Genomic DNA, 14,289 nt, shown 5'->3' with positions numbered 1-14,289 from the left:
AACAAAAAATTATTTTGACCAGTCAGAATATTTTTGTTATATTCAAACTATATTTAAAACGAATAGGGGGAAATGAGATGAGTCAAACTTTTAAAGCATTAATAGTGGATAAAAAGGAAGGGGATTTCTCAGTAAGTGTCAAAGAGCTCTCAATTGAGGATTTACCACAAGGTGACGTACTTATTCAAGTTCAATATTCCAGTGTTAATTTCAAGGATGGATTAGCAGGTACTCCTAATGGAAAAATCGTAAAATCCTATCCCTTCGTTCCAGGTATCGATTTAGCAGGTACAGTTGTATCCACTGAGAATTCAAAGTTTAAAGAAGGAGATTCTGTCATCGTTACAAGTTATGATCTTGGGGTATCTCATTTTGGAGGTTATAGTGAGTATGCTAGGGTACCTGGAGATTGGGTCATCCCATTACCAGAGGGACTTTCTTTAAAAGAAGCAATGGCATTTGGAACAGCAGGGTTAACTGCAGCTCTTTCTGTTCAGAGGTTGGAGGAAAACGGTTTAACTCCTGAGCAAGGAAAGGTACTAGTGACTGGTGCAACGGGAGGAGTAGGAAGCATGGCAGTTGCAATGTTACATAAGCGAGGCTATGACGTTGTCGCAAGTACAGGAAAAGAATCTGAACATGGATACTTACGTGAGTTAGGAGCGAGTGAGATTCTTTCCCGTGAAGATGTGTGTCCAGAGAAGATTTCTCCACTAGATAAACAATTATGGGCAGGAGCTGTCGATCCAGTTGGAGGAGAAACACTTGCAGCTATATTGAGTAAGATGAACTACCAAGGTTCAGTGGCAGTTAGTGGACTAACTGGTGGAGTATCAGTACCTACAAGCGTCTTCCCATTTATTCTTCGTGGTGTTAATTTACTTGGGATTGACTCCGTATATTGTCCTATGGAAACAAGAGAAAAGCTGTGGGAACGTATGGCATCGGATTTAAAGCCAGATAATCTAGATATGATTATTAAAGAAACTTCAATAGAAGAATTACCTAGCGTATTACCTACTATATTAAAAGGGGAAGTACGCGGAAGAATTGTCGTAACTATTCAATAAATGTAACATCCTCATAATAAAAGCGTCTAACATGATATACGAAAAGAAAGTAGGGATATCATGCGAATAGTAACATTGCTATTCATTATAGGGTTTTTATTAACAGGATGCGGAGTAGGAAGTGAACAAACAAGCGAAGACGAGACTAGTAATGAAAACGTGAATGAAATTGTAGCTGGTGAAATGTCTGCAAGTCTTACTGAAGAAAGGCCACTAGTGTTTCAATATCAAGTAACGAACCAAACCGAAAATGTTGTCACACTGAATTTTTCTAGCTCTCAAAGAATAGATTTTTCGGTTGAAACAAAAACTGGTGATAACCTCTTCCTATTTTCAAGTGTTGCTACCTTCCTACAAACTTTAGGTAAAGAAGAAATCATACAAGGAGAATCATTGGAATTCGAGATTACTTTACATGATATAAATCTTTCACAAGGGGAGTATATATTAGCAGCATGGATGACACCGAAGGACGGTGAGACATATAAAGTTACAAAAGAGTTTATTGTTCGCTAAAAAAGAGTAAGAAATAGTAGAACCTTTAACCTATCTAGCAGTTTGTAAATAAGCGAGCATACTAGACTGACTAAGTCATTTGAGACAGAAAAAAAACACCTACTTAGGCGCCACATCACCAAATTTTATTGGTGTCTGGTAGCCTAATTTTTTTTTGGATAACGATTCAAGTAAAAAAGAATGTAGAAATTGAAGAAGTCTATGCAAGTGAAAATCACACTTTTTCAGTCCTCCAAGTAAGCGCTTTTTCGTTTATACTATATAGGTGAGATTGAATTGGCTAGTTAAGGAGAGTAATGATTGAATGACACGAACAATAGAACGGATTAATTATCTATACACCTATTCATGGGATGAGGGTGAGCATTCTTTATGTCAGTTGGAAATGCGCTCACTTTTTGGTTTTGATACCGAATCAACTCTGTTAGAAAGTACATTACGAATTGACCCAAGCAGAAGTCCGTTCATGAAAGAACGAATTGATATACTATACAGATGTAATAGCTTAGAGGAATTAGTTCAGAATGTTAAAGATTTGCGAGTAAACACAACCTTCAAAGTCCTATTTGTTAAAAATGGAGAAAAAGTGAGCTTTAACGAAAGACGTTCAATTGAACGTAAAATCGGTCTTGAAATACAAGGTACAGTCGATTTAGTTAATCCTCAGGCAATGTTCGGAATTATAAAAGTCAAAGAAGGTTGGATTTTCGGTCAATATTTCAAGAGTGAACCCATTTGGTTACACCATCAAAAGAAACCACGAAACTATTCCACTGCACTTGGAACCCGTGTAGCAAGAGCAGTTGTAAATATTGCTGTACCACAGACACATAATATAAAAGCAATTGATCCTTGTTGCGGAATTGGGACAGTACTAATAGAGGCATTATCTATGAATATCGATATCGTTGGAAGTGATATCAACCCACTAGCTGCCATTGGAGCCCGTGAAAACCTTTCCTATTTTGGTTTAGAAGGAGATGTTATTTTAAAAGACATACGAAACGTAATTGGTAGATATGATGTTGCCATTATCGATATGCCATACAATCACTGTTCTGTGTTAGAGCCGGAAATGCAACTTGAAATGCTCCAAAGTGCCCGTAAGTTTGCCACCAAGGTAGTCATCATAACAGTAGAAACGATAGATGTTTTACTTGATACTGCTGGTTTTGAAATCATTGCCCGTTGTATCGCACAAAAAGGACAATTTACTCGACAAGTGATAGTCTGTCAATAATGATAAATGAACTAGTTAGTTATAAACATATAGTAAACTGGAGAAAATGTCTTTGTACATTATTTTAAGAACAAGAAAATCTTAAAACTCATTCAGCAGTCAATTCGACTGCTGATTTTTTCTTTTTTACTAGCAAACTTCGGCTGATAGCCAGTAATTAAAACAGTACATACCGAGAAGCTGAGATTGACAAACGAAATGTAACTAGCTATTATAGGTATAGGGGTATAAGTATAATAAAAATTGATACTTCTTAGAAAGGAAAACTACTATGCTTAAAAAAATTATTCCTGCTTTTGAATGGATTCCAAATTATAAAAAATCAGATTTAAACGATGATATGTCAGCGGGATTAATTGTTGCGATTATGCTTATTCCTCAAGGGATGGCATACGCAATGTTAGCTGGACTACCTCCCGTTATTGGATTATATGCATCAACGATACCGCTACTGATTTATGCACTATTTGGAACCTCTCGACAGTTAGCTGTAGGTCCAGTAGCGATGGTCTCATTATTAGTTTTGGCAGGTGTGTCCACAATTGCTGAACCAGGAACAGATGAGTACATTTCATTAGTACTACTGCTGATGTTAATGATTGGCCTTATTCAATTTTTAATGGGTGCACTGAGACTTGGGTTCTTAGTTAATTTCCTATCACATGCTGTTATAAGTGGCTTCACATCAGCTGCTGCAATTATTATCGGATTAAGTCAGCTAAAACATTTACTAGGTGTGAGTTTGGAAGCGGATAAAGATGTTTTCCAGATATTACTTGAATCAGTAAGCCGAATATCAGAAATCAATCCAATAACATTCGGAATAGGATTAGGAAGTATCCTTCTATTAATTGTGTCTAAGAAATATATACCAAAAATACCTGGTCCACTTGTCGTAGTCGTATTAAGCATTTTGACAATTTATTTATTAAAACTACAACAAGCTGGAGTGAAAATTATTGGAGAAGTTCCACAAGGACTTCCATCGTTGTCATTACCCGCATTTACATTAGAAGCTTTTCTAGCATTATTACCTATCGCGATAGCTATTTCTCTTATTGGATTTATGGAGTCGATTGCGATGGCAAAGGCAATTGCAACAAAAGAAAAATATAAAGTTGTCCCAAATAAAGAATTGGTCGGTCTAGGGCTTGCAAATATTGGAGGTTCCTTCTTTGCTGGCTACCCAGTTACTGGTGGGTTTTCACGTTCAGCAATTAACTACCAATCTGGTGCTAAAACACCACTCGCAACAATGATTACAGCAGTCCTAATTATCTTAACGTTATTATTTTTCACTGGTTTCTTCTATTACCTTCCAAATGCTGTTCTCGCGGCGATTATTATGGTAGCTGTTTATAGCTTAATTGATGTAAAAGAAGCTAAACACCTATTTAAAGTAAAAAAAATTGACGGTTGGACGTGGATCATAACGTTCATTGCGACATTAACAATTGGTATTGAGCAAGGAATTTTAGTTGGTGTTGCCTTTTCTTTACTAGTTTTCATTGGGAGAAGTGCCTACCCACATGTTGCGGAGTTAGGGTATTTAGAAAAAGAACACGTTTTTAGAAATATCAAACGCTATCCTGAGGCAAAAGTAGACCCAGAAGTCATGATTTTCCGAATAGATGCATCGCTTTATTTTGCAAACATGACCTTTTTGGAAAATAAGCTCACCGAGCGATTAGGAGAGAAACCTCAAACGAAATACGTTATTTTAGATTTTTCAGGTGTAAATTCAATTGACGCTGTTGCGATACATTCATTAGAAGAAATAATGCAGTCGTTTAAGCATATAGATATTGAATTTCTATTTGCTGCCGTAAAAGGTCCAGTAAGGGATTTATTACAAAAAGCAGATTGGGACAAAAAGTACGGTAACCAAATTCACTATTTATCGATTGAGCAAGCACTAGAGGCAATCAGAAAGTAAGGAGAGGGGAAAAAGAAAGAACTTGAATTAAGAAAAAAGAATGAAGAATTTATCCAAACAATTAAAGAACATGACCCAACATTCTTCGATGAACTAAAAAAAGGCCAAACCCCTGAATTCTTTGTTTTATCGTGTAGTGACTCATGAGTAAGTCCTTCAGTCAGTACACAAATGCCGTTGTAAGCTCTAATTTAGAACAATGTGTAAGGGACCAAGTGAGAAAGGTGAAGAAACAGAAACCTTAATACAAGAAGCTGTAAATTTACTAGTGCAAAGAGATAAAAGATATATATAACGAGTTGACTATTCTTCTACTATCAGTTATTATACCTATAGAGGTATAATTGATATGTTTAATATAATTTAATCCACATATTTTTTTACAAAAAAATATACCTATAAGGGTATTAAAATATTAGAGGAGTGACGTAAATGACAGAGACAAAGAAGACCACAATTATTTTATTTAGTGGTGATTACGACAAGGCAATGGCTGCTTTCATTATTGCAAATGGAGCTGCTGCTTATGACCACGAGGTAACGATTTTCACAACTTTTTGGGGATTGAATGCTTTTAGAAAAGACGAACATGTTCCATTGAAGAAAAGTTTCCTTGAGAAAATGTTTGCTAAAATGATGCCACGTGGTGTTGATAAGATGGGTCTTTCAAAAATGCATTTCGCTGGCATGGGTCCAAAACTAATTAAAAATGTAATGAAGAAGCATAATGCGATGCCTTTACCAGATTTAGTTGATATGGCAAAAGAGCAAGGTGTAAAACTTGTTGCATGTACAATGACAATGGATCTATTAGGCCTTCAAAAAGAAGAATTAATTGATGGAATTGAGTATGCAGGTGTCGCAGCGTATCTTGCAGATGCTGAAGATGGAAATGTAAATCTATTTATCTAATTACGGCTAAAAATTTTTCATAATAAAAATACCTATAATGGTATAAATCTAAATTTACTAGGAGGAATTGTAAAGATGAATATTAAAGCAAATGTAGTATTAGATGCAAAAGGGTTAGCTTGTCCAATGCCAATCGTAAGAACGAAGAAAGCTATGGGTGAATTAGAACCAGGGAAGGTAATTGAGATTCAAGCAACAGATAAAGGTTCAACTGCAGATTTAAAGGCTTGGTCTGAAAGTACTGGACATCAATATATTGGAACTGTTGAAGAAGAAGGATTTTTAAAACATTATCTTAGAAAGTCTAGTGGTGAAGAAAATGTAGAAACAAAGCATCCAAACGTGATTTCAAATGAAGGACTACAAGAAAAGTTAGACAGTGGTGACGCTATTACATTACTAGATGTTCGTGAGCAAGCCGAGTATGCCTTCAAACATATTCCAGGTTCTACGTCAATTCCATTAGAAGAACTAGATGAAAAGATAGCTGAACTAAATACGGATAGTACGATTTATGTTATTTGTCGAACAGGAACTCGTAGTGATTTAGTAGCTCAACAGTTAACTGCCAAAGGGTTCAAAGATGTGGTGAACGTAGTACCTGGTATGAGTGAGTGGAATGGCAAAACAGAAGAAACAGTAAAATAAGTAGAAAGAAGAATTTGTTGATGGAATGGAAGTGGGTGGCGCTGTTACATTTTTAGATTTTGCTAAAGATGCAGAAGTGTCATTAACATTTTAATAAGGCCTAAAATTTTTATCACAAATTATACCCATGGAGGTAATATGATATGACAGCAAAAGCAATGTTAGCAAAAGAAGTGACTGATAGAGTGTTAAACAAAGATAACCTATTTATTTTAGATGTTCGTACTGAAAATGATTTTGCAGATTGGAAAATTGAAGGTGAAAACTTTGAATACGTGAATGTTCCTTACTTCGAATTACTTGATGGAGTTGAAGAAATCATTGATAGAATCCCAACGGACAAAGAGATTTTAGTTGTCTGTGCAAAAGAAGGTTCTTCGATGATGGTTGCTGAAATGATAGCAGAAGAAAGAGAGAATGTCAGCTACCTTAAAGGCGGTATGAAATCTTGGAGTGAGCACTTATACAAAGCAAAGGTATATGAAGATGAAGACATTAAAGTATATCAATTTGTTCGTGTAGGGAAAGGTTGCTTATCCTATATGGTCGTTTCTGATGGTGAAGCGTTACTTGTAGACCCAGCTCGATTTGTATATGAATATATAAATGCTGCAAAAGAAGATGGAGCTACTATTTCTCATATAGTTGATTCCCATTTACATGCTGACCATATTTCTGGAGGCAAAGAGATTGCAGACCAAACAGGTGGCTCATACTACCTAATGAAGAGTGAAGGTGCGATTTTTGATTTCAAACCATTCGAAGACCATGAAAAGATTGTTTTCAAAAATGTAGAACTAGAAGTTTTAGCAGTAAAAACACCTGGTCACACACCTGGTAGTGTATCATTCTTTGTTAATAAAAAGCTATTATTCTCTGGTGATACCATCTTCGTTAGTGGGCTAGGTCGTCCAGACTTAGGCAATAAAGTAAGAGAATGGGCAAATGATTTATATGACACAGTCTATAACCAAGTAGCTGAAATTGCTGATGATGTCATTGTATTACCTGCTCACTATGCTGACTTTGATAGTGAAATTAATGCTGATGGATTTATTGGCGATACGTTAGGAAACATTCGTGAACGAAATGAAAAGATGTTCAATGCAACAAGAGAAGACTTTTTACATGATGTTGAAAAGTCTGCGAGTTCTGTTAAACCACCAAACTTTGAAGAAATTATTATGATTAATCGTGGTGTAGAAGTCGCAAATAACGAAAGAAAGCAAGAATTAGAGATCGGTCCAAACCGTTGTGCCGTTCATCATACTGACTGATTTCGGTAAATAATACTCAATTATAAAAATTTATTTAAACACTCAAAGGAGAGATACTTTATGAATTCAACTAAAGTATTAGACGCAAAAGGTTTAGCTTGTCCAATGCCAATCGTAAGAACGAAGAAAGCTATGACAGAACTAGAGTCTGGAGATGTCCTAGAAATCCATGCTACTGATAAAGGGGCTAAAAATGATTTAACAGCGTGGGCGAAATCTGGTGGCCATGAGTTAGTACAGGATACTGAGGGAGATGGCGTGTTCAAATTCTGGATTAAAAAAGGGTAATAGACTTATAGAAGAGAGTTGCTAATTAAGACGCCGGGAAGGTAAACAACAAAAAACATTAGAAAAAGCGTATCAATTAGGATAGTAATTGGTACGCTTTATTCGTTTTTAAATCAATATTTCGTTTAACTTTTTATTAAATTTGGATGGAGTTGAGGATTAACTCTTGCTATAAAATTCAATGCTATCTACATTTTGGAGCCACTCTTTTGCATTTGAACCGTCAGTATTGGCAATCCAAAGTGTTCGATTTGGGTCGGTAATTGATGTTCCTCTATGCCAAACAAGTTTATTGATTGATTTCACATACTGCGGATTATAATCACCATATCCTTTAGGAGGTTGAGTAATCTCTGCTTGTTTATTTGTTTCGACTTCAATTGAGTAAAGAGACGGTAAGGGATGTTTGTTGAAATCGTTCGACCATTCTCGTTCCTCTGCTCTTGAGGTAACAATTTCATTATCTGTTATCCAATCAAAATCAAGCTCCATATAATTAGCGGGCGTGTATGAATTCGAAACGGGCATTTCACGCACTTTTAAATCTTTATTTTTAAAGCCGAATATAATTCTACCACCACCTGCAATATATGCAATTGTATCAAGGGAAGGTGCCCATTTCGGTGTACCTACTCCAAAAATAATTTCATCTAACACTTCGAATTTTTTGCCATCCTTAGATATCACACAAAGCATATTGCTATCCATTGACCAAGAAGCTGTCGGTGAAACGATAAACGAAATCCAGTCTTTACTAGGGGAAAATGTAAAGTCGCTTGCAGATACAGCAATCACGCTTTTGCCGTGTATGCCAACTTCTTTCGGTAGTGTAAAAAGTTCATCTACATCTCCAAATAAATGAATGTCCTCATAATTATTGTTAACTTTTTTTGTATAAAGAATAGCACTTGACCAGCCATCTGGCTTTAAATCTCCTGAAGTTGCTAAAAGAAAGCCTTTGCCATCCGGGAACCATGTATAACTATTTACACCTGTTGCTATGTTATAAAATCGCTTCAAATCGGAAATGTCTAATATGCCTCTATCCAGATACGCGATGACATTTTTATTGGGAGCCCATTTTGGTGAATCTCCATCATAAAAAATTTTCTTAGTTTTTCCTGTTTCTAATTCATATGCCCAAATCTCGCTCTGTTCTGGTATCCCTGGACGCTTGGTAGGAGAATGCTTTTGGTATAGAATCCAGTTTCCATCATGTGACCACTTTGGGATTCCAAAAACTTTTCCGCTATCTGTTATTTGTTTTTCCTTATCATTTACATAAAGCCACATATTTCCGTCGCGTATAAAGCTTGCTTTTATATTCTCAGCTGCTGTAGCGGTTGGAAGTAAAGTCAGCATCATTAATAAGATAGTAGCAATTATTCGCATCAAAAAGTTGCCTCCCCTACATTATTCTTAACTAATATCTGTTTAACACTGAACCCGTAACAATTAGGATATCCACTTGATATTTTCTTTTCTTTCTTCATACTTTCTTCATATTTTCATTGTAAAATGAGTTAATCAGCCAAATAAATGTGTCACAGGGGGGCAGTGTGGAAAAAAATCGACTATATGTACGAATTTCAGTGCTTTTTCTATTAATCATAGCACTTGGGTATACCTTTTACACAAATTTTTCTTCAGATTATAACAGTGAGCCAATACGAATCGGTGCCGTTGCACCGGATTTTATAGTAATCGATACAAATGGAAACACAGTAGAATTAGCTGATTTTGAAGGAAAAGGAGTTTATTTAACCTTCTGGAGTACATTTTGTGCAATTTGTGAAAGAAATATGCCTATAGTAGAAGAACAATATCAGGCTTATAAAGAACAGGGTATAGAAGTGATAGGTGTGAATATAGGTGAACGAGAAGAATCGGTAAAATCATTTATTGAAAAACATGATCTAAGTTTTACTACTGTTATTGATCATGATAGAAATGTATTAGGGGACTATGGTGTTGTTCATTTACCTACGACGGTTCTTATTGATAAGCATGGAATAGTAAAAGATATCATCCCTGGTGGTAAAAGTGGGGAAAGGGTCATTAGTTACATGGAAAGTATTAAGCCTTATTAAGTTAGTGGGTGAATGTTATGTATGAACTGTTTAATTCAATTAGTCAATTATTCTATCAACCGTTGATAGATCTCTCTAACGGAACCAATATACCGTTACTATCAGCACTAATACTTGGTGTTATCGCAGCTGCTGCACCTTGTCAATTCACAGGTAATATTGGTGCGATTACCCTTTATGGAAATCGTTCTCTACAGAAATCGATTCCTTGGGTAGAGGTTATCTTTTTTCAGCTTGGAAAAATAGTTGTTTTTTCTAGTCTAGGTTTTATAGTTTGGTTATTAGGATCTGAATTTCAGCGTGAACTAACTGGTTACCTACCTTTGTTCCGAAAGTTATTTGGTCCAATCTTGATTATTATTGGACTTTATTTACTTGGTGTTATTACATGGAAATGGACATTAGGACTAAGACAGAAGGGATATCATGAAAAGTTAAAAGGGAAGTGGGGCGCATTTCTATTAGGAAGTAGCCTTTCTCTTGGGTTTTGTCCGACGATGTTTTCATTATTTTTCTTTTTATTAATGCCTCTTGTATTAAGTACACCATATGGTGCTGTACTTCCTGCTATATTTTCTCTTGGTACCTCGATTCCATTATTTATAGCAATGTATTTAATTTGGACCTTTGGCTTAAGCGGCAAATTTATGAAAAGAGGACGTAATATCGGCCTATGGATTCAACGCTTTGCAGGGGCACTTATTATTTTCATAGGTATCTTAGATACAATTACCTATTGGGGACTATAAGGTATAAAAAAATCGAAAAGTATAACGAAATAAGTAGGCATTTTAGGAGGTTATTGTTTTGAAAAAGAAAGTACTATATTCAGTAGTGTCAATGGCACTTATTTTAGCGGCCTGTGGTGATGGTGAAGTAGTTGAGGAGGCTGAATTAACCCAAGAAGAAGTTGCTACTGAGGAAGTAGTAGAAGAAAGTACATTTGAAAGTGATGATCATTCAACTATCGCCTCGAATAGTTTTTATGAACCATTCGAAGGTAAACTAGACCACCTACACGGTTTAGGGTATGCAGGGAATCAAGACGCTATTTTCTTTGCAACACATACTGGGATAAAGGTTTATGAAGATGGCCAGTGGTATCAAACAATAGGGCAAAATAATGATTATATGGGCTTCAATGCGGTAGATAAAGGATTTTACACTAGTGGTCACCCAGGAGTAGGAGTAGACTTGCCAGATCCAATAGGGTTAAAGCGTAGCTTCGATAATGGACAAACCCTTGAAGACCTAGGTTTAGAAGGAGAAAGTGATTTTCATGTAATGGCGGTAGGTTTTAAAAGTCATATTGTGTACGTATTTAATGAATTTCCAAACTCAAAGTTTAGCACTGGGTTATTTGTTACAAAAGACAATGGAGAGTCATGGACAGAGCTTCGTGCATCTAATCTCGGAAGTGGCATTTTTAGTTTAGCGACACACCCTACAGATGAACATTTAGTTGCGGCAGTGACAAACGATGGAATATTTTTCTCAGAGGATGGTGGCGAGAGTTTCAATCTATTAACTCTAAACCAACAAGGAACATCGGTCTTTTTCTCAGATAATACATTATGGTATGGTGCATTTGGACAAGAGCCAACACTTGTTAAATATTCTCTTGATAGTGGTGAGGAAGAGCAAATTTTGTTACCCAAACTTGTAGAAGATGCAGTTATGTATTTAGCGCAAAACCCAAAAAAACCCAATGAAATCGTGTTTACAACGTTTGACGGTCATGTTTATATTTCTAATGATGGTGGGAACTCTTGGGACCAACTAGCCGAAAACGGGTTGGTTCAATAAGTTGCTCGTATTCATTAAAATAAAATGTGGCCATATTAGAGAAAATAATAATGAAGGCTGTGCAAAAAAATAAGTCATTCAAGAGGTTGTTCATTAGCTTAAACGTTGGCCATGAACAACCTCTATTAGATTTTTACAAAGTAGGTGAGCTTTATAAAAAAACTAACTTTTAAATTAGGAATGTTGTTTCTGACTCTTATGGTATTGATAGGGTCAATTCTTTTTTTCTTTCTTTATATTTCGATTGTCAATGAACGTGTCGATAGTGAAACCGAAAACCTCTTATCTCGAGGGAGCAGTCACCGTGATGTATTAGAGAATTATTTTACTTCATCAACAATTCATCATGTAGCCTTGATGGAATCTGAAGCAAGAACTATCGTTGTAATTACTGATGAACATTTTTCCGTAATAGACGCTTCTAACCAAGTGTCTGAGGACATCAGACAGATAATAGCCCGAAGTCAATCTGCTAACTTTTCTCATCATGGTATCGTTTTGGAATCAAGGTGGAAAACCGAGCCCTATTTAGCCACAGTAAGTCCATTATATGTAGATGGCTCAGTAAAAGGTTATGTTTACATGTTTTTACAAACAGAAGCAATTAATACGATGATAAGAAGTTTAACTAGTCAATTTATCATTGTAGGTGTTTTAGCCATTTTCTTATTAGGTATTACAACCTTTTTCCTTTCCAGGCTCATTACAGAACCTTTAAAACAAATGAAGGTAGTAACAGAAAAGCTAAGTAAAGGTAGCAGTGACGTAACGTTAGATATTTACCGGGAAGATGAACTTGGTGACCTGGCTATGTCGATTCAAACACTATCTGATGATTTGGAGCGTTTAAAGAAGGAGAGGCATGAATTTTTAGCTAGTATTTCTCATGAATTACGTACGCCCCTCACGTACATCAAGGGGTATGCAGACATTCTAAAGCGACCAAATCTATCTTCAACAGACCGTGAGCAATATCTAACTATCGTACAAGAAGAAGTAAGCAATGTAACAAGATTAGTAAAGGATTTATTTGATTTGGCAAAAATGGACCAAAATCAATTTGAAATTCATAAAGTGCGGGTTCACTTACGTCCATTTCTTGAGAAAATTATTGTAAGAGTTAAAACACTTTATGAAGGAGAAGGAGTATCACTTGTTCTAACCTGCAGTGAAAGGCACTATGTTTGTATCGATCCTCAACGATTTGAACAAGTGATTATTAATTTTTTAGATAATGCTCTAAAGTACTCTCCACCAAACTCTAATGTGCAAGTTTCCGTTGGCAACGAAGATGGTAAAATCGCTATCGTTATTTCTGATGAAGGAGAAGGCATTGCCGAAAAGGACATTCCGTTTATTTGGGATCGTTTATACAGAGTGGATAAATCTCGTTCCCGAGCTACAGGTGGAAGTGGATTAGGATTAACGATTGCTAAAGAGATAATTGAAAGGCACGAGGGAGAAATTGAGGTAGCCAGTACGATCGGTACTGGGACTACTTTTACTATCCTTTTGGAGGAGGAAATGAACCATGATGAAAATACTAATCGTTGACGATGAAATAAGGATGCAACAGTTAATCACATTATTTTTAGAACCAAAAGGGTATCTATGTCATACAAGCAGCACAGGAAGTGAGGCACTTGAGCTAATTGAAAGCCAATCGTTCGATCTCATTTTACTAGATATTATGATGCCAGAAATGGATGGATGGGAAGTGGCAAAACAAGTACGGGAATTTTCATCTATTCCTATCATTATGTTAACTGCTCGAGATCAAAGTACTGATGTTGTTAAAGGCTTGAAAGTTGGAGCAGATGATTACATTACAAAACCGTTCGATGAAGATGTGCTTTTAGCTCGGATTGAAGCGGTACTACGGAGAGCTCTTCATGTCGAGAAAGTAGAATTCAACGGACTTGTCTGGGATGCAAAGCACCATGAATTTTTCTATAAAGATAATAAAATTTCATTAACACCAAAAGAATTTGACATGATTGGGCTTCTGATTAAACATCCGAAAACTGTATTTAGTCGTGAAAAATTAATTGAAACGATTTGGGGGTTAGATTCAGATACTGAAGACAGAACAGTAGATTCCCATGTTCGAAATATCCGTGAGAAGTGCCGAAAAGCAGGCTTTCCTATTAGTGACCACCTAAAAACAATTTGGGGTGTTGGTTATAAATGGGAGTAATTTTATAACTTTATCAAAAGATTCTGCACATTTTTAAATTATACTTTAATCATCGAGAGGAGATGATTAGGATGAACTTTTATGAAGCGTGCGCTGGTATGGGGGGATGGCCTATGATGTTTGGCATGATTCTGTTTTGGGGGTTATTAATTTTTGTAGGAATTTATTTCATCAAAAATTATATGAATAACTCTAGTAGACAGGGGAATAACAGAAATTTTGAATTATTAACTGAACGACTTGTGAAAGGTGATATTACAGAAGAAGAATACGACCGGTTAAAAGGGAAATTAAATAAACTATAAGAAA

The 14,289-nt window shown here is 35.9% G+C and carries 15 protein-coding genes and 1 pseudogene; 15 read left to right on the top strand and 1 reads right to left on the bottom strand.

Going from position 1 to position 14,289, the window contains the following annotated elements:
* Window positions 1-77: 77 nt before the first annotated feature.
* The 9 genes and pseudogenes from CD003_RS07555 to CD003_RS07510 all read left to right on the top strand — a co-directional run bounded on the left by CD003_RS07555 (window position 78) and on the right by CD003_RS07510 (window position 7,887).
* Entirely contained in the window at window positions 78-1,070 is a 993-nt protein-coding gene (locus CD003_RS07555; protein ID WP_096200542.1) for an NADPH:quinone oxidoreductase family protein, read from the top strand.
* Window positions 1,071-1,130: 60 nt separating this feature from the next.
* Window positions 1,131-1,586, top strand: coding sequence for a BsuPI-related putative proteinase inhibitor (locus CD003_RS07550; protein ID WP_096200541.1), 456 nt, complete (start codon window positions 1,131-1,133; stop codon window positions 1,584-1,586).
* Between the two features lie 304 nt (window positions 1,587-1,890).
* On the top strand, window positions 1,891-2,826 hold the full coding sequence (locus CD003_RS07545) for a TRM11 family SAM-dependent methyltransferase (RefSeq protein WP_096200540.1): 936 nt from the start codon (window positions 1,891-1,893) through the stop codon (window positions 2,824-2,826).
* A gap of 271 nt (window positions 2,827-3,097) precedes the next feature.
* Window positions 3,098-4,762 carry a SulP family inorganic anion transporter gene (locus tag CD003_RS07540; protein ID WP_096200539.1) on the top strand — a complete coding sequence of 555 codons (1,665 nt, stop codon included), beginning with the start codon at window positions 3,098-3,100 and terminating at the stop codon, window positions 4,760-4,762.
* A 432-nt stretch (window positions 4,763-5,194) separates the two neighbouring features.
* Complete coding sequence (locus CD003_RS07530; RefSeq protein WP_096200538.1) at window positions 5,195-5,674, top strand: DsrE/DsrF/DrsH-like family protein; 480 nt, start codon at window positions 5,195-5,197, stop codon at window positions 5,672-5,674.
* 75 nt (window positions 5,675-5,749) lie between these two features.
* Complete coding sequence (locus CD003_RS07525; protein ID WP_096200537.1) at window positions 5,750-6,322, top strand: sulfurtransferase TusA family protein; 573 nt, start codon at window positions 5,750-5,752, stop codon at window positions 6,320-6,322.
* Window positions 6,323-6,326: 4 nt separating this feature from the next.
* Window positions 6,327-6,416, top strand: a pseudogene (locus CD003_RS22250) (DsrE/DsrF/DrsH-like family protein); the annotation flags it as partial.
* A 49-nt stretch (window positions 6,417-6,465) separates the two neighbouring features.
* Window positions 6,466-7,599, top strand: coding sequence for an MBL fold metallo-hydrolase (locus tag CD003_RS07515; protein ID WP_096200536.1), 1,134 nt, complete (start codon window positions 6,466-6,468; stop codon window positions 7,597-7,599).
* Between the two features lie 60 nt (window positions 7,600-7,659).
* On the top strand, window positions 7,660-7,887 hold the full coding sequence (locus CD003_RS07510) for a sulfurtransferase TusA family protein (RefSeq protein ID WP_096200535.1): 228 nt from the start codon (window positions 7,660-7,662) through the stop codon (window positions 7,885-7,887).
* A gap of 159 nt (window positions 7,888-8,046) precedes the next feature.
* Here CD003_RS07510 and CD003_RS07505 read toward each other — a convergent pair whose 3' ends face one another.
* Complete coding sequence (locus tag CD003_RS07505) at window positions 8,047-9,279, bottom strand: TolB family protein (protein WP_257008354.1); 1,233 nt, start codon at window positions 9,277-9,279, stop codon at window positions 8,047-8,049.
* 167 nt (window positions 9,280-9,446) lie between these two features.
* On the opposite strand from CD003_RS07505, the gene resA reads away from it, so the two are divergent.
* From resA to CD003_RS07475, 6 genes are all read left to right on the top strand, one after another.
* Window positions 9,447-9,977: a thiol-disulfide oxidoreductase ResA gene (gene resA / locus CD003_RS07500; protein ID WP_179295477.1), complete on the top strand. Its 531-nt coding sequence runs from the start codon at window positions 9,447-9,449 to the stop codon at window positions 9,975-9,977.
* Window positions 9,978-9,994: 17 nt separating this feature from the next.
* Window positions 9,995-10,726: an urease accessory protein UreH domain-containing protein gene (locus CD003_RS07495; protein WP_096200532.1), complete on the top strand. Its 732-nt coding sequence runs from the start codon at window positions 9,995-9,997 to the stop codon at window positions 10,724-10,726.
* Between the two features lie 58 nt (window positions 10,727-10,784).
* A complete protein-coding gene (locus CD003_RS07490) occupies window positions 10,785-11,783 on the top strand; it encodes a F510_1955 family glycosylhydrolase (protein WP_257008259.1) in 999 nt (332 codons plus the stop codon).
* Between the two features lie 153 nt (window positions 11,784-11,936).
* The gene (locus CD003_RS07485) at window positions 11,937-13,337 is read left to right on the top strand and encodes a sensor histidine kinase (protein WP_096202283.1); all 1,401 of its coding nucleotides are present in this window, start codon (window positions 11,937-11,939) and stop codon (window positions 13,335-13,337) included.
* On the top strand, window positions 13,315-13,980 hold the full coding sequence (locus CD003_RS07480; protein WP_096200531.1) for a response regulator transcription factor: 666 nt from the start codon (window positions 13,315-13,317) through the stop codon (window positions 13,978-13,980). Before CD003_RS07485 ends, CD003_RS07480 begins: the two co-directional genes overlap by 23 nt.
* A gap of 113 nt (window positions 13,981-14,093) precedes the next feature.
* Window positions 14,094-14,285, top strand: coding sequence for a hypothetical protein (locus CD003_RS07475; protein ID WP_142302857.1), 192 nt, complete (start codon window positions 14,094-14,096; stop codon window positions 14,283-14,285).
* The last annotated feature ends 4 nt before the right edge of the window (window positions 14,286-14,289 follow it).

Source organism: Bacillus sp. FJAT-45350, assembly GCF_002335805.1.
Lineage (GTDB): Bacteria > Bacillota > Bacilli > Bacillales > NISU01 > FJAT-45350.
The sequence above is the reverse complement of the archived record's forward strand: the minus strand, read 5'-3'. Positions and strand labels throughout refer to the sequence as shown.